This is a genomic window from Tessaracoccus pujii, from assembly GCF_054483895.1.
This window is the reverse complement of record NZ_CM137012.1, coordinates 2,411,280-2,429,018: the sequence shown is the minus strand read 5'-3', so window position 1 is coordinate 2,429,018 and position 17,739 is coordinate 2,411,280. Positions and strand designations below refer to the sequence as shown.

16 protein-coding genes are annotated in these 17,739 nt (G+C 68.7%); 3 read left to right on the top strand and 13 right to left on the bottom strand.

Going from position 1 to position 17,739, the window contains the following annotated elements; translation table 11 throughout:
• The first annotated feature begins 53 nt into the window (after positions 1 to 53).
• Complete coding sequence (locus tag ACX1D0_RS11615) at positions 54 to 956, top strand: LysR family transcriptional regulator (protein WP_459018065.1); 903 nt, start codon at positions 54 to 56, stop codon at positions 954 to 956.
• Here ACX1D0_RS11615 and ACX1D0_RS11610 read toward each other — a convergent pair.
• The 12 genes from ACX1D0_RS11610 to ACX1D0_RS11555 form a co-directional block, all read right to left on the bottom strand.
• The gene (locus ACX1D0_RS11610; RefSeq protein WP_459018063.1) at positions 937 to 1,899 is read right to left on the bottom strand and encodes a ribokinase; all 963 of its coding nucleotides are present in this window, start codon (positions 1,897 to 1,899) and stop codon (positions 937 to 939) included. The two genes, ACX1D0_RS11615 and ACX1D0_RS11610, sit on opposite strands and share 20 nt — an antisense overlap.
• Complete coding sequence (locus ACX1D0_RS11605) at positions 1,896 to 2,699, bottom strand: SDR family oxidoreductase (protein WP_459018061.1); 804 nt, start codon at positions 2,697 to 2,699, stop codon at positions 1,896 to 1,898. The genes ACX1D0_RS11610 and ACX1D0_RS11605 overlap by 4 nt, the downstream gene beginning before the upstream one ends.
• 4 nt (positions 2,700 to 2,703) lie before the next feature.
• On the bottom strand, positions 2,704 to 3,678 hold the full coding sequence (locus ACX1D0_RS11600; protein WP_459018059.1) for a nucleoside hydrolase: 975 nt from the start codon (positions 3,676 to 3,678) through the stop codon (positions 2,704 to 2,706).
• Entirely contained in the window at positions 3,678 to 4,628 is a 951-nt protein-coding gene (locus ACX1D0_RS11595; RefSeq protein ID WP_459018057.1) for a nucleoside hydrolase, read from the bottom strand. The genes ACX1D0_RS11600 and ACX1D0_RS11595 overlap by 1 nt, the downstream gene beginning before the upstream one ends.
• A 19-nt stretch (positions 4,629 to 4,647) precedes the next feature.
• Positions 4,648 to 5,628, bottom strand: a complete 981-nt coding sequence (locus ACX1D0_RS11590; RefSeq protein WP_458995247.1) for a nucleoside hydrolase — start codon at positions 5,626 to 5,628, stop codon at positions 4,648 to 4,650.
• 56 nt (positions 5,629 to 5,684) lie between these two features.
• Positions 5,685 to 6,644, bottom strand: a complete 960-nt coding sequence (locus ACX1D0_RS11585; protein ID WP_458995246.1) for an ABC transporter permease — start codon at positions 6,642 to 6,644, stop codon at positions 5,685 to 5,687.
• Positions 6,641 to 9,421: an ATP-binding cassette domain-containing protein gene (locus tag ACX1D0_RS11580; RefSeq protein WP_459018054.1), complete on the bottom strand. Its 2,781-nt coding sequence runs from the start codon at positions 9,419 to 9,421 to the stop codon at positions 6,641 to 6,643. Before ACX1D0_RS11580 ends, ACX1D0_RS11585 begins: the two co-directional genes overlap by 4 nt.
• Positions 9,422 to 9,496: 75 nt before the next feature.
• The gene (locus ACX1D0_RS11575; RefSeq protein WP_459018052.1) at positions 9,497 to 10,561 is read right to left on the bottom strand and encodes a BMP family lipoprotein; all 1,065 of its coding nucleotides are present in this window, start codon (positions 10,559 to 10,561) and stop codon (positions 9,497 to 9,499) included.
• Positions 10,562 to 10,615: 54 nt separating this feature from the next.
• Positions 10,616 to 11,635 (bottom strand): LacI family DNA-binding transcriptional regulator, encoded by a 1,020-nt coding sequence (locus tag ACX1D0_RS11570; protein WP_459018050.1) that lies wholly within the window; start codon positions 11,633 to 11,635, stop codon positions 10,616 to 10,618.
• A 198-nt stretch (positions 11,636 to 11,833) separates the two neighbouring features.
• Positions 11,834 to 13,342: a lysine--tRNA ligase gene (locus ACX1D0_RS11565; protein ID WP_459018047.1), complete on the bottom strand. Its 1,509-nt coding sequence runs from the start codon at positions 13,340 to 13,342 to the stop codon at positions 11,834 to 11,836.
• A gap of 23 nt (positions 13,343 to 13,365) precedes the next feature.
• Positions 13,366 to 14,010, bottom strand: a complete 645-nt coding sequence (locus ACX1D0_RS11560) for an HAD family hydrolase (RefSeq protein ID WP_459018045.1) — start codon at positions 14,008 to 14,010, stop codon at positions 13,366 to 13,368.
• Entirely contained in the window at positions 14,007 to 14,291 is a 285-nt protein-coding gene (locus ACX1D0_RS11555; protein WP_459018043.1) for a cell division protein CrgA, read from the bottom strand. Before ACX1D0_RS11555 ends, ACX1D0_RS11560 begins: the two co-directional genes overlap by 4 nt.
• Positions 14,292 to 14,366: 75 nt before the next feature.
• Here ACX1D0_RS11555 and ACX1D0_RS11550 point away from each other — a divergent pair, with 75 nt between their 5' ends.
• Positions 14,367 to 15,146: a DUF881 domain-containing protein gene (locus tag ACX1D0_RS11550; RefSeq protein WP_459018041.1), complete on the top strand. Its 780-nt coding sequence runs from the start codon at positions 14,367 to 14,369 to the stop codon at positions 15,144 to 15,146.
• 50 nt (positions 15,147 to 15,196) lie between these two features.
• Positions 15,197 to 15,835 carry an aminodeoxychorismate/anthranilate synthase component II gene (locus tag ACX1D0_RS11545; protein WP_459018039.1) on the top strand — a complete coding sequence of 213 codons (639 nt, stop codon included), beginning with the start codon at positions 15,197 to 15,199 and terminating at the stop codon, positions 15,833 to 15,835.
• Positions 15,836 to 15,859: 24 nt separating this feature from the next.
• On the opposite strand, the gene pknB is transcribed toward ACX1D0_RS11545, so the two are convergent.
• Positions 15,860 to 17,716 (bottom strand): Stk1 family PASTA domain-containing Ser/Thr kinase, encoded by a 1,857-nt coding sequence (gene pknB, locus ACX1D0_RS11540; protein WP_459018037.1) that lies wholly within the window; start codon positions 17,714 to 17,716, stop codon positions 15,860 to 15,862.
• Positions 17,717 to 17,739 lie beyond the last annotated feature (23 nt).

Sequence of the window (17,739 nt, the reverse complement as noted above, 5' to 3'; positions counted from 1 at the left end):
GTAGGTCCATGCCTGAAAAGCATCAAATGGGTATCAGGTGATAGCGTTAAGGCATGGAGGTGACCATCACGCAACTGCGCGCGTTCGCCGCCGTGGCGGAGGCGGGGCACTTCGGTCGCGCCGCTGTCGAGCTGGGCCTGTCGCAGCCGACGGTGAGCAAGGAGGTCCAGCGTCTCGAGCGGGCCGTCGGCGTACCGCTGTTTCTCCGGTCCCCGGCCGGCACGAAGCTGACCGATGAAGGGCGGCGTCTCCACCGCCAGGGAGTCGGAGTACTCAACGCCCTCTCGGAGTTCAGAGCCGCGGCTGACGGTCTCCGGCGTGAGGTGCGCGGAAAGGTGCGAGTAGCGGGTTCCCCCAGCATCGTCAACCGGCTGCTGCCGCAACTCCTCAAGACCGTGCACGAGCAGGTCGAAATGGCCATCGAGGTCATGGAAGTGGAGACCGGGTCCGTTCTCTCGGCGGTCGAGCGCGGTGATGCGGATCTCGGCATCGGGCATCTTCTCGGTCGCTCGGCACGGGTTCAGACCCGCCGCATCGGGCGGGACGAGTTGAAGGTGCTGGCCCATCGGTCGCTGTTGAACCGCGCCACCGCCGCTCAGATGGCGGGTCTGGACGGCCTGCCGCTCCTCATCTGGCCACGCGAGCAGCATTCCGCCTACTTCGACCTCGTCGTCGAATCCTGCCGCAGCCGAGGGCTGGAACCACTCATTCTGACGGGCACCTCCAGGATCTCGGGTTCGTGGTCCTACTACCTCCAGGAGGCGCGGGCCTTTGCCGTCGTGCCGGCCGACTTCGCCGAGCGGGAAGCGCGCCACGACCTCGTCTCCGTGGCAATGGTCCCCCCGGCAAGCGTCCCGCTCGAAGTCGCTTGGGGAGGGCACGGGTCGGCGGGCCGAGTGCTCCAGATCCTCATGGATCTGACGGCCCCCCTTCGTGTCAGCGGTGTGAGGCGATGAAGCGCTCCACGTGGGCACGATCGACATAGGAAGACTGCGCCCCCAGCTTCTGCACCGACACCGCGCTCACGGCCGTGGCGAAACGCACCGCGTCCTCCAGCGCCACTCCGCGGGCCAGTTCGGCAGCCACTGCCCCGACGAAGGCGTCACCGGCCCCGGTGGTGTCGACGGCGTCGACGCGATAGGCGGGCACATGGACCACAGGCCCTCCGTCGGTGATGAGCGATCCGTCCACGCCCAAGGTGATGACCACCGAACGGGCCCCGGCGAGCAGCAATGCCTGCGCGAGCACCTCGAACGGCGCGTCCGGCGCGATCGCTGAGTTGCCCAGCACCTCGCGGGCCTCCGTCTCGTTGACCACCAGAGGGTCGCAGTGCCTCAGCGTCGCTGGGGAGAGAGTCCGCGCCGGGGCGGCGTTGAGCAGCAGCCGCACCCCGGTGTTCCCGACCACCTCAACAACGTGGAGCACAGTCTCAAAGGGGATCTCGAGTGCGAGGACCAGCACGCCTGCGCCCAGCCATGTATCTCTCAGGGCGTCGGCCGCTGGGATGTCCATCAGAGAGTTGGCTCCAGGAGAAACCACGATCGAGTTTTCCCCGTCGGGCGTGATCTGGATCAGGGCGCATCCGGTGGGTACGTCCGCTCGCATCACGTGGGACGTGTCGACTCCGGCGCCCCCCAGCGCCGACAGCAGTAGGTCCGCATTGCTGTCGCGGCCCAGGGCACCCAGGAACGTCACCGATGCGCCGCATCGTGCTGCTGCCGCCGCCTGGTTCGCGCCTTTCCCGCCGGGAAACAGGTGGAGATCTCCGCCCAGGAGGGTCTCGCCGCCGGACGGGCGTCGGTCCACGTGTACCACCAGGTCCGCGTTCGCGCTGCCGAGGATGACGACGGTTTCCGACTTGTCGACTGCTGAGGAAGGGCTCAGGGGCAGCGCGCTCACAGCGTCGCACCCCCGTCGACGACCAGTTCGGTTCCGGTGATGTAGCGCGCCTCCTCGGAGCCGAGCCACCGCACGGCCCGGCCCACGTCTTCGGGGTCCAGTCGGGTGATGGGCATCGGTAGCGCCAGGGATCCCGCGCCGCCGAAGGACGATTGCCACGCCTCAGCGGCAGGGTTCTGTGTCATGTGCGTGGCCGTTCCGCCGGGATGCACCACGGTGACCCTGATGTTATCGGCTGCCAGTTCCAGCGCGAGGGACTTGCAGAGTCCCACCAGGCCGCTCTTGGCGGCTGCGTAGTGCCCGATGGTGGCCAGTGGCTTGACCGCCGCGGTCGAGCCGATCATCACGATGGCTCCGCCGCGGCCGCCCGCCCGGAGGGCGGGCACAGCCGCCCGTACCGTGTTCCAGCTGCCTGTCAGGACGACACCCAGCATCGTGTCCCACTGCTCGTCGGAGGCCTCCCAGGTGCTGGGCGGCCAACTCGCGACGCCGGCGTTGGCTACGACGGTGTCGAGCCGGCCCCAGAGATCCATCGCGTGGCTCACGGCCAGCGACAAGCTGGGGAGGTCGCGCACATCTGCGGTCATCGCGGTGGCGACGCCACCGGCTGCTCGGATGTCGTCGGCAGTGGCCGTGAGAGCCGACCGCCCCGATGTCGAGTAGGTGAGGTTGGCTAGGGGCTGCTCCAAGTCCGTGACGAGAACTTTCGCGCCCGCCTCCGCCAGAAGCAGGGCCGTGGCTCGGCCGATCCCACGGGCGGCCCCCGTCACGAGGGCCACTTTTCCGGTGTAGTCGATCACGACGTCACTCCGTCGGGGTCAGGGCGTCGCCGAAGGAAGCCACGAGCGCCACGGCGTCGTCGGCGATGGTGTCGTCGCACTCCAGTACCACGCGGCAATGCGCGCCCTCCTGTGCCGGGTAACCGCGATAGATCCCCCGCAGATCGCAGATGGTCTGGCCGTGGGAGGGGCCACCGGACACGTCCACCTCGACATGGACGACGGGTGCCAGCGTGATACGCAGGGTGCCGGCTGCCGCGGCGACGGCCATGGTGTCGTGCATGGTGGCGCGCCATTGGCTGAAGTCGTTGTGCTGGAAGAACTCGCCGTAGAACTGGTGGATTCGCGAGACGTATCGTCCGAGGGACCCGCCGGCGTCGAGGACAGCACGACGCTCGGGGGTGATGAGCGTCTTCATCGTGACGTCCAGCCCGACCATCGTGATCGGCCACGGGGCGGCGAAGACTGCCTGCGCCGCCCAGGCGTCATGGGCGATGTTCGCCTCGGCCACCGGGGATACGTTGCCCGGGGCCTGCGCCGTTCCGCCCATCAGCACGACCTCCTTGATCAGGGAGGGTAGTTCCGGCTCCAGCCCCAGGGCCAGAGCGACGTTCGTCAGCGGCCCGACCGGGACCAGGGTGATCTCACCCGGATGGCGCCGCGCGAGCCGGACGATCTGTTCCGCCGCCGTCCCCGGAACAGCCGGTCCGACCGAGCGGCCGGTGCCGGCGTTGCCCTGCCCGTCGTCGCCGTGGACGTGATAGGCGAAGGACGCCTCCCCGCCCAGGAGCGGGCCGGCCGCTCCTCTGGCGACAGGCACATGGCCCATGCCCACCATCTCGAGTGTGTGGATCGAATTGCGCGTCCCGGTTGGCACGTCGACGTTACCCCACACCGTGCCCACACCCACCAGGTCGATGTCGGGGTGCAGCGCCGCGTACAGAATGGCGAGGGTGTCGTCAACGCCGGTATCGCAGTCGAGGAGGATTTTGGTGGGCATCAGAGTCCGTTCTTCAGGGTGGCGTCGAGGTCGACGAGCCGGCCGATGAGTAGGTCGCGGAAGCGGTCCGCGTCGACGTCGAGCGCGACATCGCAGTTGGGTTCGCGCCCGGGGCGCTTCCGGAAGTCCACGACGGTCATCCCAGCCGTGAGCCGGCCGACGTTCTCGACGTCGACGTGCAGGTGGCGCGTCGTGATGACATCGGGCTGTACCACTGCCGCCAGTGCCAAGGCGTCGTGCTGCGCGGCGCCGCCATCCAGCCCCGAGTAGGCGTGCTCTCCGTAGTGTCCGAGCATCCGCGCCACCATCTCCGCGATGGGTCCCCCTGACTGATCCAGCGGTGCGAAGTCGCGTGGGAAGAGGATCGCGCGGTGCGTGACGTTGAGCCCGACCATGGTGATGGGCACCCCGAAGTCGAAGACCCGGGCCGCGGCATCAGGATCGTAGTAGATGTTGAACTCTGCGGCAGGGGTGGCGTTGCCCAGCACATCCAGGGTGCCGCCGCCCATGATGACGATCCGCTGCAGTTTGCGGGCGGTGTCGGGGTGCAGCGCCATGAAGGCGGCGACGTTCGTCAGCGGACCGATGGCCACCAGGGTCACCGGCTCGCTGCTGCTCTCGACCAGACGGACGAGCAGTGGGATCGCGGGCTCGAGGGTCCGGGTGGAGAGCGGCAGTTCGTAACCGCCGAAGCCGTTGTCTCCGTGGACGTTGCCGTCCGGCACGGTGTCGCGTCGCCATAGCGGCGCGGCGGCGCCGTATCCGATCGGAACGTCCAGGTCGAGCAGGTCGGCGAGTGCCGCTGCGTTGACGGCGGTGTGGTGGAGTCCGGTGTTGCCGGCGACGGCGGTGAGGCCCAGGACGGTGACCTCGGGCGAGGCGACCGCGAGCATGATGGCGAGCGCGTCGTCGATACCGGGGTCCGTATCGATGATGATGGGGACAGGCATGATGGCTCCTAGTCGGTGGTCAGCGGGCCGATGTGGTGCTGAGCGTCTCGATGGCGTCGCCCACGAGATCGGCGAAACGTTGCCAGTCGAGGGTCATCGCGACGTTCGTCGTCGGCTTACCCATGGGAAGGCCCTCGTTGGCGGCGTGGTGCATCCCGGGGACCGACTCGAAGTTGGTCACGGTCATCCCCTTGGTCCACTGGCCGTGCAACTCCACTGTGACGAACGCCTTGGCCGTCGTGAAGACCGCGGGGTCGGCGATGGCTGCGACGCACACTGCGTCGTGGACCGGCGGATAGTCGAACTCGTAGAACTCCTTGTACGCACGTCCGACGAAGCCCCAGATGTCCAGGACGAACCGCGACAGGTCGCCGCCCAGGTCGCGGATCCGGTTCTGAAGCTCGGCCGTGGCCAGGGCCTGGTGCGTGAGGTCGAGACCGACCATGGTGACGTCCCAGGCGCCGCGGAACACCGCCTCGGCGGCCTCCGGGTCGACGTAGATGTTGAACTCGGCGGCAGGGGTCGAGTTCCCGCGGGTGTAGGAACCGCCCATGAGGACGACGGACTTGACCCGGTCGATGATCGCCGGCTCCTTGCGCATCGCCAACGCGATGTTGGTCAGCGGTCCCACCGGCACGAGGTGGACGGTCCCCGGTTCCTCGGCCATCACCGTGTCGATGATGAAGTCGACCGCGTGGCGTGGATCCAGCTCGAACGTCGGATCCGGAAGGAGCGGGCCGTCCAGTCCAGTGGCCCCGTGGATGTCCTCGGCGACGACCTGGGGCGTGACGAGGGGGAGGCTGGCGCCAGCGGCCACGGGAACCGTGATGCCGGCGGCCGCGCACACAGACAAGGCGTTGCGGGTGACCTTCGGCAGGGTCTGGTTGCCCGCGACGGTGGTGATCCCGAGCAGGTCGATGTTGGGATTCCCAGCGGCCAGCAGGATCGCGATGGCGTCGTCGTGTCCTGGGTCGCAGTCGATGATGATCTTTTGGGGCATGTGAATTCCTTCAGAGGGTGCAGATGCGAGAAACCGAAACGGGTCGGGGGGAGGGATCAGGGACGGGCGGGGGCGGTGACGCTCTCGAGGGCGCGCCTCGCCCTCGATGCCAAGGCGCTGCGAACGCGGAGCGAAGCGAGCACGAGAGCGCCGATGGTGATGACGTAGGGCGTCATCAGGGCGAGTGACGGGTTGGCCCCTGCCAGGCCGAGTCGATCGGCGAACGCGTCGGCGACGCCGAAGATGAGGCAGGCGATGAAGGTCCGGTAGGGACGAGCCAGTCCGAAGGTCAGTGCGGCCACCGCGATGAAGCCCCGGGAGCTGGTCATGTTGGCCGTGAAGGAGCCGAGTGCGGCCATCGACAGCTGAGCGCCGGCCAGACCTGACAGGGCACCGGAGATGATGATCGCGATGAACTTCACCCGCGAGGCGTTGATGCCTGCAGCCAGGGCTGCCTGCTCGTCCTCGCCCACGGCACGAAGGTGCACCCCGTAGGGCGTGCGGTACAGAACGAACGCGTAGAGAGGCACCATGAGCAGGGCCAGCCACACCAGGATCGTCTGATTGTTGATCGCGTCGCCGAGGAGGGGGATGTCGCCGATCGGTCCGAGGTCGATCCTCGACAGGTTCGACTTCACATTGCCGGGGGTCACGCCGGGGTTGCCGTAGAACACCTGCAGCAACAGGATCGTGGATCCCATGGCCAGGAAGTTGACGCCGATACCTACCATGATCGGGTCGGCCTTGAATACGAGGGAGGCAACGGCGAAGATCACCGCGAGCAGCATCCCGGCGCCCACGGCGGCGAGCACACCGACGTACGGGCTGCCGGTGGCGGCGCCGACGACGACGCCCGTGAACGCTCCGACAAGCATCATGCCTTCGAGGCCGATGTTGAGCACGTTGCCCATCTGGGTGAAGGCGCCGCCGATGGCGGCGAGCAGGATCGGCGTGAGCTTGGTGAGGATGACGGCGAGCATGGTCACCGTGAACAACTGGGACAGCACATCGGTCACAGCGATGCTCCTTCGGTGGTCGCAGTGGTCGGCTGGGTCAGGTCGGGTCTGCGCACCCGCCTGCGCCACCAGTTCCAGGTGAAAGTGGCCGTGATCATGATGATGATGAGGCCCTGGAGGATACTCACGAGGGGGAAGGGCACGCCTGCGGTCTGCAGCCCCGTCGATCCGCCGAGCATGGTGGCGTAGAACAGAGCGGCCGGCAGTGCGAGCCACGGGTTGAGGCGGGCCAGGAGCGCCACGGTCATCGCCATGAAACCGAAGCCGGGCGAGAACTGCTGGAGGAACCGGCCCCCGTTAGGGCCGAGGACGAAGAGGGCCCCTGTGAAGCCGGCCACGGCACCAGACACCATCATGACCTGCATCGACATCCGAGAGGCCGACACCCCGGTGTATTCCGCGAAGTCGTTCATCTCGCCAAGTTGCCGCACCCTCGCGCCCCACGGCGTCCGGTCGAAGATCACCGCGATGAGAACTGCGGCCGCGAGGGCGAGGAGCAGGTCAGCCCCGAGCCCGTACGTGGAGCTGAACATGGTGAGCCGGGCCTGGGGGGCGATGTGGCGGGTTCCGGCGATGCCTGCGGAGGGGTCCTGGAATGGCCCGGACACGAAGTACTGCGTGAGCAGCTTCGCGATGTCTGTCAGAAGGAGCGTGGTGACGATGATGTCGACCCGCCAGCGGGCCAGCAGCGCGCCCGGGAGCAGCCCCCAGAGCCCGCCCGCGACGGTTCCGAACAGCAGAACGAGGGGAATCAGCACTGGGGCCGGGAGATCGGGGAAGGTGAACCCCGCGAACGCGCCGAAGAACGCGCCGAGGAACATCTGGCCTTCCGCGCCGATGTTGAAGAACCCGGCTCGGAAGCTGATGATCGTGCCAACGGCCAGGATGGCCAGGGGGACGAACGCGGCGATGATCGACGCGATCCCGAAGGGCGAACTCCAGCCGGACAGGAACAGCGCCGAGTACGCGGTGAGCGGATTCTTACCGATGGCGAGGATGACGATGGCGCCGAGGACCAGGGCCGCGCCGATCGCCAGGAGTGGCTGGAGGGCGCTGGTGAACGCGTTCTTGGCGAACTCGGCGAAGAAACCCGAGGCGTGGGGGAGTGCCGTGGCCGCGACTCGCGCCGCCTCCGCGTCGGTCAGGGGAGCCGCAACCACCTCGTCGTCGGCCACCTCGGCCACTTCGGCGTCCCCGGTGGAGCCGCTGGCCGCGAGCTCCTCCTGCACCCGGCGGTGCCGGGCCTCCGCCTCTGCGAGCGCTTCGGGGGTGGGGGCGACGCCCGCCATAGCCAGGCCCACGGCCACCTCGGACATGTTGGCCTGGGTGAACTCGGCGACGATCTCGCCACGGAACATGACGAGCAGCCGGTCGGACAGGCTCATCACCTCGTTGAGGTCAGCCGAGAACAACAGAACGCCCGCCCCTGCGTCGCGCGCCGCGACGATCGAGTTGTGCACGAACTCCATGGCGCCGACGTCGACGCCTCGCGTCGGTTGGGAGACCATGAGCAGTGCAGGCTCATTCGAGAACTCGCGGGCGATGATGACCTTCTGCATATTGCCGCCGGAGAGCGTGGAGATGACCGTGTCGGGTCCGGCACCGCGGATGTCGAACTTGGCGATCAGCGATGAGGCGAGTTCGCGCATCTTGCGAACGGAGAGCCACCCCTTGGTGACGATGGGGTGCCGCATGTGGGTCGCGGCGATGTTCTCCGCAACAGTGAGGCGCGGTCCGCTGCCCTCGTGGTGGCGGTCCTCGGGGATGTAGGCGAGACCGAGGTCGCGGCGTGCGGCCACTGAGGCCCGCGTGACGTCGCGCCCAGCCATGGTGATGGCCCCCCGCGGCGCCTTGTACATGCCGGCGATCGCGGCTGCCAGTTCGGACTGTCCGTTTCCCTCGACGCCGGCGATGCCGACGATCTCACCACGCCGCACTTGCAGGGAGAGGTTGCGGACGGCGAGTGCGCCGCGCTTGTCGACGGCGCAGACGTCGCGCACGGACAAGATCTCATCCCCGGGAGTGGCGGGCCGGTGCCTGATGCGCAGCAGCACCTCGCGGCCGACCATCATGGCTGCGATGTCGGTCTGGGAGAGGCCTTCGGCCGGTCGTGTCCCCACCACCTTGCCGTCCCGGATCACGGAGACGGTGTCGGCGATGGCGAGGACTTCGCCGAGCTTGTGCGAGATGAACAGGATGGCGCACCCCTGCTTGGCCAGCTGGCGGATGACAATGAAGAGCTCATCGGTCTCGGCCGGCGTCAGCACGGCGGTAGGCTCGTCCAGGATCAGCAGCCGCGTGTCGTGCGAGAGTGCCTTGATGACCTCGACGCGCTGCCGTTCCCCGACCGACAGTTCGCGCACGACGTCGTCGGGATTGACGGGAAGTCCGAACCGCTCCGATAGCTCGCGCACGCGCGCTCGCATAGGCTCCGCGTCCAGCGTTCCCGCCCTAACGGTCTCCTTTCCCAGAAAGATGTTCGCGGTGACCGTGAGGCTGGGGACGAGCTTGAAGTGTTGGTGCACCATCCCGATTCCCAAGGCATCGGCCTTGCGGGGATCGCTCATGACGACGCTGCGGCCGTCGAAGAAGATCTCGCCGGAATCGGGCTGAAGGTTGCCCGACACCATGTTCATGAGCGTGGTCTTGCCGGCGCCGTTCTCGCCGACCAGGGCGTGGACCTCACCGGGGTAGATGGTCAGCGAGATGTTCTCGTTGGCGACTTTCGGTCCGAAGGTCTTGGTGATGTTGCGCAGCGCGAGAATCGGCTGGTCCATTCCGGCTCCTAGGCGGGATAGTGGGGTGGGGGTTGGTGGCGGGGAGGGCGCACCCTCCCCGCCACCAACAGGGGATCAGCCGTTGTAGGTCGGGACGGTCAGTTCGCCCGAGACGACCTTCTGCTTGTAGTCCTCGATCTCGTCGATCACGGACTGGGGGACGATGTCGCCGTTGTCCGCGAACTCCAGGCGGACACCGTCGTTGGCCAGGCCGTAGGGGGTGGTGGTTCCGAACTCCAGTTCGCCGGCCTGGGCCGCCTCGATGGTCAGGACCAGCGAGTGCGCGATGTTCTTCGTCATGGAGGCCAGGACGTGCCCGGGCTGCAGGCCGTTCTGGTTGCCGTCCACCCCGATGCCGTAACGCCCTGCGTCCTTGGCAGCCTGGAGCACGCCGATGCCCGCACCGCCGGCGACCTGGAACACGACGTCAGCGCCGTCGTCGAACATGGCCTTGGCCTGGTCGTAGCCCTTCTGCGAGTCGGTGAAGTTGCCGACGTAGGTGGTGAGGACCTCGATCGACGGGTCGACGGCCTCGACACCAGCCGTGAAGCCAGCCACGAAGTCGTTGATGACCGGGATGTCCATGCCGCCCACGACGCCGACCTTCTTCCCCTCACCGGAGAGGGGGAAGTCTGCCTTGTTCGTGGTCACCTGCGCGGCGAGCACGCCGGCGAGGAACGATCCCTCGTTCTGCTTGTAGATGACGCTCGCCACGTTCTCGTGCTCGAAGACGTTGTCGTAGAAGATGAACTTCTGCTCCGGGAACTTGGTCAACGCCTCGGACAGGATGTCGGTCATCTGGGCGGATCCGAGGACGACGAGATCCCAGTCGTTGCCGGAGACGGATTCCAGGTTCGCCTTCCACTGGCTGGGGTTGTTGGCGTCGGCCTGCAGCGTGGTGGTCTTGTGACCGGCGGCGGCGAGCTCCTGGATGCCGCGCTCGGCATCGTCGAAGAAGCCCTGGTCGCCGAGATATCCGTTGACGACGTTGGCGACCGAGAGCAGGTCCCCGTCGGTCGCGGCGCTCTGGGAGTCGGAGGGGGCAGGTGCGCTGCTCGTCCCGCCGTTGGGGCTGGAGCAGGCGGTCAGGGCCAGGACACCGGCGGCAATGGCCGCGGCGGCGCGGATGCGGATGTTCATCTCACTCCTCTGTGGGATGGGTGGGGGCGTACCGGCGGGTGTGCCGGCGTCCCGCTAGGGCGTCTGCGGAGGGCATCCGCAGGATTCCCGGATCACCAGCTGGGTGGACAGGATCCGGGTGGTGCCGAGGTCGGCACCGTCCTCGCGCGACTCGATGAGTCCCGCGAGAAGTTCGATGATGGCCGTTGCGACGGCCGCGAGTGGCTGGGCGACCGTAGTCAGCCGAGGGTAGGTGTAACGGCCCGCCGTGATGCCGTCGAACGAGGCCAGCGCGATGTCGGCTCCAGGGAGCTTTCCCGCGTCGAAGATGGCGCGCAGCACGCCGATCGCCTGGAGGTCGCTGCCGACCAGGACCGCATCGACATCCGGGCGGCTTACGATGAGGGCCCGGGCCGCGTCGTATCCGGCCTCGGCCGTGAAGGGGGTGTGGACCACGAGACCCTCGTCGACGTGTACGCCAGCCTGCTCGAGCCCGGCGCGCCAACCGATCACGCGATCGAGGGCCGGGGGGGCGTCAGCGGAGCCTGTGATGCAAGCGTGGACGAGGCGCCCGTGCTCCGCCAGGTGGAGTGCGGCCGCGCGGGCTCCGTCGACGTTGTCGACACTCACCGTGGGGACGTCCACACCGGCGGCCCGGTCGGTGAACACGACGGGGATGCCGCGGCCCCTGGCGGCCGCCAGGGCGTCCTGCGCGGAGTCGGTGATGGGGACGACGACGAGCCCGTCCACCTGCCGGTCCGCGAAGGTGTGGACGTAGTCGAGGACGTGACGGCCCTCGTCCGATGCGTTGCCGACGACTACCGTGTAGCCGGCCGCGAACGCCGCGGCTTCGATGGCTGAGGCGAGTTCGGCGAAGAAGGGATTCGCCACCGCGGGGACGATGAGGCCGATGGTGTGCGTGCGGGAGATGGCCAGCGCGCGGGCCACGGCGTTGGGCCGATAGCCCAGCTCTTCGATGGCCTCCTCGACCTTACGGCGGGTGGCGGCCGAGACGGGGTGCGAGCCGTTGGTGACGTAGGAGACGACTGCGGGCGTGACCCCCGCGAGCCGAGCAACGTCGACGCGACGAACCATGCTGAACCACCTCCTCGTGGGGCCCCCGGGAAGGCGCCGTCGCCTTGCGTTACCCGGGTTTCGTGAGAGTAGCTAAACACGCCTCGGCGCGCATGTCAACTGATTTGAAACAGGGGTTTCGTCATGGCGCACGTCCTAGGCGGGCAGGTGCTGCCCCCCCGACGCTGAGCCGGCGGTTCGGGAGAGCGGAACGCCCTGTCAGGCCTGGGGACGGAGGAGCGGGTAGAGGATGGTCTCCCGGATCCCGACGCCGGTCAGCAGCATGATCAACCTGTCGATCCCCAGGCCGAGCCCACCCATCGGCGGGACGCCGTACTCGAGCGACTCGATGAAGTCGTTGTCGAACTGCATCGCCTCGGGATCACCGCCCGCCGCCTTGACCGACTGCGACAACAGCACCTCGCGCTGGATCACCGGGTCCACGAGCTCCGTGAAGCCGGTGCCCCGCTCGAGACCGCCGATGATGAGGTCCCACGCCTCGACCTTTCCGGGCTCGGCGCGGTGCTGGCGCGCGAGAGGCTGCGCGATCGACGGATAGTCGTAGACGAACGTGGGCTGCAGGAGGTCTGGCTCGACGATCTCGGCGAACAGTTCCATCACCATCTTGTCCGCGGCCCACTTCGGGTCGTACTCCACCTCGTGGGCGTCCGCGTGGCGGCGCAACACCTCGATGGGAGTGTCGACGGTGATCTCCTCGCCCAGCCGCTCGGACAGAGTGGGGAACACCGACAGCCACGCCCACTCGCCGTCGAGGTCGATGACACCCTTGGGCGTCTCGATCTGCCGCGACCCCACCGCGTCCGCGGCCGCCACGACGACGTCCTGGATGAGCCTGGCGATGGTGCGCTGGTCACCCCAGGCCATGTAGGCCTCGAGCATGGTGAACTCCGCCGAGTGGGTGGAGTCGATGCCTTCGTTGCGGAACACGCGGCCCATCTCGAACACGCGGTCCGCGCCGCCCACCATGGTGCGCTTGAGGTGCAGCTCCAGGGCGATGCGCAGCGTCATGTCGATGTCGAACGCGTTGATGTGCGTGGAGAACGGCCGCGCGGCGGCGCCGCCGTGCACCAGCTGCAGGATGGGGGTCTCCACCTCCAGGTAGTCCCGGGCGTAGAGGGTCTCACGGATGGCCCTGGTGATGGCGGAGCGGGCGCGCACCATCTCGCGGGCGTCCTCGCGGACGATGAGGTCCACGTAGCGTCGGCGGACGCGGGCCTCCTCGGACAGGTCCTTGTGCATGACCGGCAGGGGGCGCAGCGCCTTGGCCGCCATGCGCCACTGGCCGGCCATGATGGACAACTCGCCGCGCTTCGACGAGATGACGCGACCGGTGACCCACACGAAGTCGCCCAGGTCCACGTCCGTCTTCCAGGCAGCCAGGGCCTCGTCGCCCACCTCGGCCAGCGACAGCATGATCTGCAGGCGCTCGCCGTTGTCGTCCGGCGTGAAGCCGTCCTGCAGCGTGGCGAAGGCCAGCTTTCCGGTGTTGCGGATGAACACGACGCGGCCGCCTGTGGTCACTACGTCCTGCGTCTCCTCGCCGGCCTCCAGGTGTCCCCAGGCGGCGCGGATCTCGCGCAGCGAGTGGGAGCGGGAGAGGTCCGCGGGGTACGCCTGCACGCCGGAGCCGAGCAACCGGGCGCGCTTCTCCTTGCGGACGGCGGTCTGCTCCGAGTCGCTGTGCTGGGGAGTAGGGGTATCGGTCACGCCGGTCATCCTAGCTGTGGCGCTCAGGCCCAGCTCACGCGCACGCCGTCGGCCGTGGTGTCGAACACGACGCCCGCCAGCGAATCGACCGCCCAGTCGGCCCCGAGCTCGTCGGCGGTGTGTTCGGTCAGGACGCCGAGCACCGGCATGCCTGCGGCACGCGCGGCCGCGACACCCGCGGGCGCGTCCTCGCACACCAGGCAGCGGGATGCATCGACGCCGAGGCGTGCGGCGGCCAGCAGGAAGCTGTCCGGGGCGGGCTTGCCCCGCTCCACCTGGTCACGGGTGACGATGACGCTCGGGCGCGGGAGTCCCGTGGCGCCCAGGCGGGCGTCGAGGAGGGCCGTGGTGCACGACGTGGCGATGGCCCGCAGGTGGGCGGGGATGGCAGCGAAGGCGGCTGCCGACCCAGGAAGCGCGACGACGCCCTCGGTGTCCGAGATCTCGAGCTCGTCGATGCGGGCGCCGGCGGCGGGCGCGATGTCCGCGGGCACGAGGGCCCGGGCAACCGCCTCGGCCGGCCGGCCGGTGTACTGACGAAGCGACTCCAGGTCGATGCCGTACTCCCGGGCCCAGATGGCGTAGGCGCGGTGCATGGACGCGACGGAGTCCGCGAGGGTCCCGTCGAAGTCGAAGATGACGGCGTCGAATGTGCCGAGCGGGGTCACTTCCACAGCGTCATGCCGGTGAAGGACACCACGATCAGGCCGAGCCCGATCACAAGGTTCCAGTCTCCGAGCGCTCGCATGAACCCGATGTGTTCGTAGGCCAGGTTCCAGGTCACCATCCAGGCGACGCCCACCAGGCCGATGGGCAGGAACACGGCAGGCACCCACGAGCGGCCGGCCGGGGCGAGCCGCGCGGTCTCGCCACGCCTCTCCACCAGCTCGGACTTCGCCTTCGCCTTGCGCTTGTCCTCTGCCGTCTTGCGAACCTTGGATTCAGGCACACTTGCCTCCTTCGTCGGACACCCAGCCTAGGTCAGAGCCGCGGATTCCCCCACATCGGCGGGTACCGTGGGCACATGACCATGTGGCGCGCGATCACAGAACGGATCCCGCGTGTGCGCGCCAACATGGGAAAGAACCAGGAACGGCCCCGGTCGGGCCGCGGACGCGTCACCACGGTGCTCGTGTGCCTCCTGGCGGGGTTCATGATGACGGTGGCCGCGCTCGCGGCGCGGGGCACCGATCTCCGCTCGGACCGCACGGCGGACATGCGGGACCTCATCGTGTCCCAGGGCCGCCGCAACTCTGAGCTGCGCGAGGAGGCGGACCGGATCCGCGCCGAGGTGGAGTCCCTGGCACCCGAGGCAGCCGGCACCGATGTGCTGGCGGATGAGGTGGCCCGCGCGGAACTGGCGGCGAGCATGGTGGCGGTGGTCGGGCCTGGGCTCCGGGTGACGCTCACCGACGCCCCCGCAGACGTCAAACCCGCCGGGGTGGACGACGACGCCCTCGTGGTCCACCAGCAGGACATCCAGGCGGTGGTCAACGCACTGTGGGCCGGTGGCGCCGAAGCCATGACCATCCAGGGTCAGCGTGTGGTGGCCACCACCGGCATCAAGTGCGTGGGCAACACCGTCGTCCTCCACGGCATCCCCTATGCGCCGCCCTACGTGATCGAGGCGATCGGGGATCAGGAGCGTCTCCTGGCCGGCCTCGACGACTCGCCGGCGGTGCAGATCTACCGCCAGTACGTGGCCGCCTACGGCCTCGGGTACGCGGTCGAACGACCCCAGGGGCTGGAGTTCCCGGCGTTCAGCGGGTCTACGGGCGTCCGCCTGGCCCGGGTATCGCGCTGAGCCACCGGGGACGGACCGGGGTTCCCGCCCCGCGGTGGCACAATGGCCGCGTGGCAGCCATCCTCGTGATCGACAACTACGACTCGTTCGTCTACAACATCGTGTCCTACCTGGCGCAGATCGGCGCCGAGGTGGAGGTGTGGCGCAACGACGACCCGCGGTTCGCCGAGGCGGGCTGGCACGACCGCTTCGACGGTGTCCTGCTGTCGCCGGGTCCCGGCACGCCCGAGGAGGCAGGTGTCTGCGTCGAGGTGGTGCGGACGCTCGGCGGCGTGAAGCCGCTGTTCGGCGTGTGCCTGGGGCTGCAGGCGATGGCGGTGGCCTACGGCGGCGTCGTGGACCGGGCCCCGGAGCTCCTGCACGGCAAGACCTCCCCGGTGTTCCACGAGGGCAAGGGCGTGTTCCGGGGTCTGCCCTCGCCTGTGACCACCACGCGCTACCACTCCCTGGCCATCGTCGAGGACACCGTGCCGGACGTGCTCGAGGTGACCGCCCGCACCGAGACGGGCGTGATCATGGCGGTGCGGCACCGCAGCCTCCCGGTGGAGGCGGTGCAGTTCCACCCCGAGTCCGTCCTCACCGAGGGTGGCTACCAGATGCTCGCCAACTGGCTGGCCGAATGCGGCGACACCGACGCCCCGGCCCGGGCCGTCGACCTGTCGCCCCTGGTCACCACCACGCTCGGCTGACCGCCCCTCCGGGCGGCCGAGGGCTCAGGGTGTCGTCGACGGAGAGACGCTCGGGTCCGGCTCGGTGCTGGGCGTCTCCGACGGAGTGGGGTCCGGCGTCGGGGTCTCCGACGGCGTCGCGGTGACCGTGACGACCGGGGGTTCGGGCTCCGGCGGGGCCACCGCCACCTTGACCTTGATCACCGTCGAGCGCTCGAGGACAGCACCGGCGGGTTCGTTCTGATCGAACACGAGTCCGGGGGAGACCTCGTCGGTCTCCACCTCTTCAGCCTCGATGGTGAACCCTGCGGCCTCCGCCTCGTCACGCGCGGCGGACAGCGTGCGGTCCGTGAGCCTCACTACCACCGACGTCCCGGTGGCCACCTGCAGCACGATCTCCCTGTCCGGAGCGACGGTGGCCCCGGAGGCGGGGTTGACCGACACCACGTTGCCGGCGACAGCGTCGATGGGTTCGGTGGCCGGGTCCGCGTCCTCCTCGGTGACGTTGGTGAGCCCCGCGGTCTCGAGCAGCCGTCGCGCCTCGGCGACGGGGATGCCGGTCAGATCGTCGGGCACCGTCCTCACATCCGGGCCGCTCGAAACCACCAGCGTCACCGTGGAGCCGGGCTCGACCAGCTCGCCGGAGTCCGGATCCGAGTCCAGGACCAGGCCCTTGTTCTCGTCGGTTCCGGCCTCGAACGTCACGTCCGGCACGAGGTTCTTGTCCGTCAGCAGGTTTTCGGCGGCCAGTTGCGTCTGGCCCACCACCGTCGGCACCGCCACTGTCTCCACGACGGGCTCGGGCGGGTTGAGCAGGCTCCAGAGAGCCACTCCCATGGCGATGAGAATGAGGCCGGCGATGATGGCCAACGCGATGACGCCACGGTTGGAGCGGCGGTCGGTGTCCCTGACCTCATCCACCCTGACTGGCGAGAGGGCCGGCGACGGTGCCGCGGCAGGCACGGGCGCCATGCCCCGCCTCGCGGTGGTGGTCATCGGGTCGCTGGGGATGACCTGCGTGGGGTTCTCCGTGGGCAGCGAGGCCAGGACCGGCTGCCCGTTGAGTGAGCGGAGGATGTCCTCTCGCATCTCGGAGGCGTCCTGGTAGCGGTCCCGGGGGTCCTTCTCCAGCGACTTGAGCACGATGGCGTCCATGGGCGCGGTCACCTCGGGGTCCACGTGCGACGGCGGCACCGGGATCTCACGGACGTGCTGATACGCGACGCTGACGGGCGAGTCGCCCTTGAACAGTGGCTGGGAGGTGAGCAGCTCGTAGAGCAGGCAGCCCACCGAGTAGATGTCCGAGCGGTTGTCCACCTTCTCGCCACGCGCCTGCTCGGGGGAGAGGTACTGCGCGGTGCCGATCACGGCAGCGGTCTGGGTCATGGTGGCGGAGGTGTCCGCGACGGCGCGGGCGATGCCGAAGTCCATCACCTTGACCGTGCCGTTGGGGGTGAGCATCACGTTGGCGGGCTTGATGTCGCGGTGGATGATGCCGGCGCGGTGCGAGTACGCCAGCGCGTCCAGGACGCCCGCGGTGAACTCCAGCGCACGCTCGGGCACGATCTTGCGGCCGTCGCGCAGCACCTCCCGCAGCGTCACGCCCTCCACCAGCTCCATCACGATGAACGGCACCGAGATGTCAGAGGAGGCGTCGCGTTCCTCGCCGGTGTCGTAGACCGCCACGATGTTGGGGTGGTTGAGCCCGGCGGCCGACTGCGCCTCGCGGCGGAACCGGGCCTGGAAGGTGGGGTCGCTGGCGAGATCCACGCGCAGACGTTTGACCGCCACGTCGCGCTCCAGGCGCAGATCCCGGGCGCGCCACACCTCGGCCATGCCGCCTCGACCGATCACCTGGTCGAGTTCGTAGCGGCCGCCGAGCAGCGCTCCTCGCTCTGTCATCACTTACCGATCCTTCCGGATAG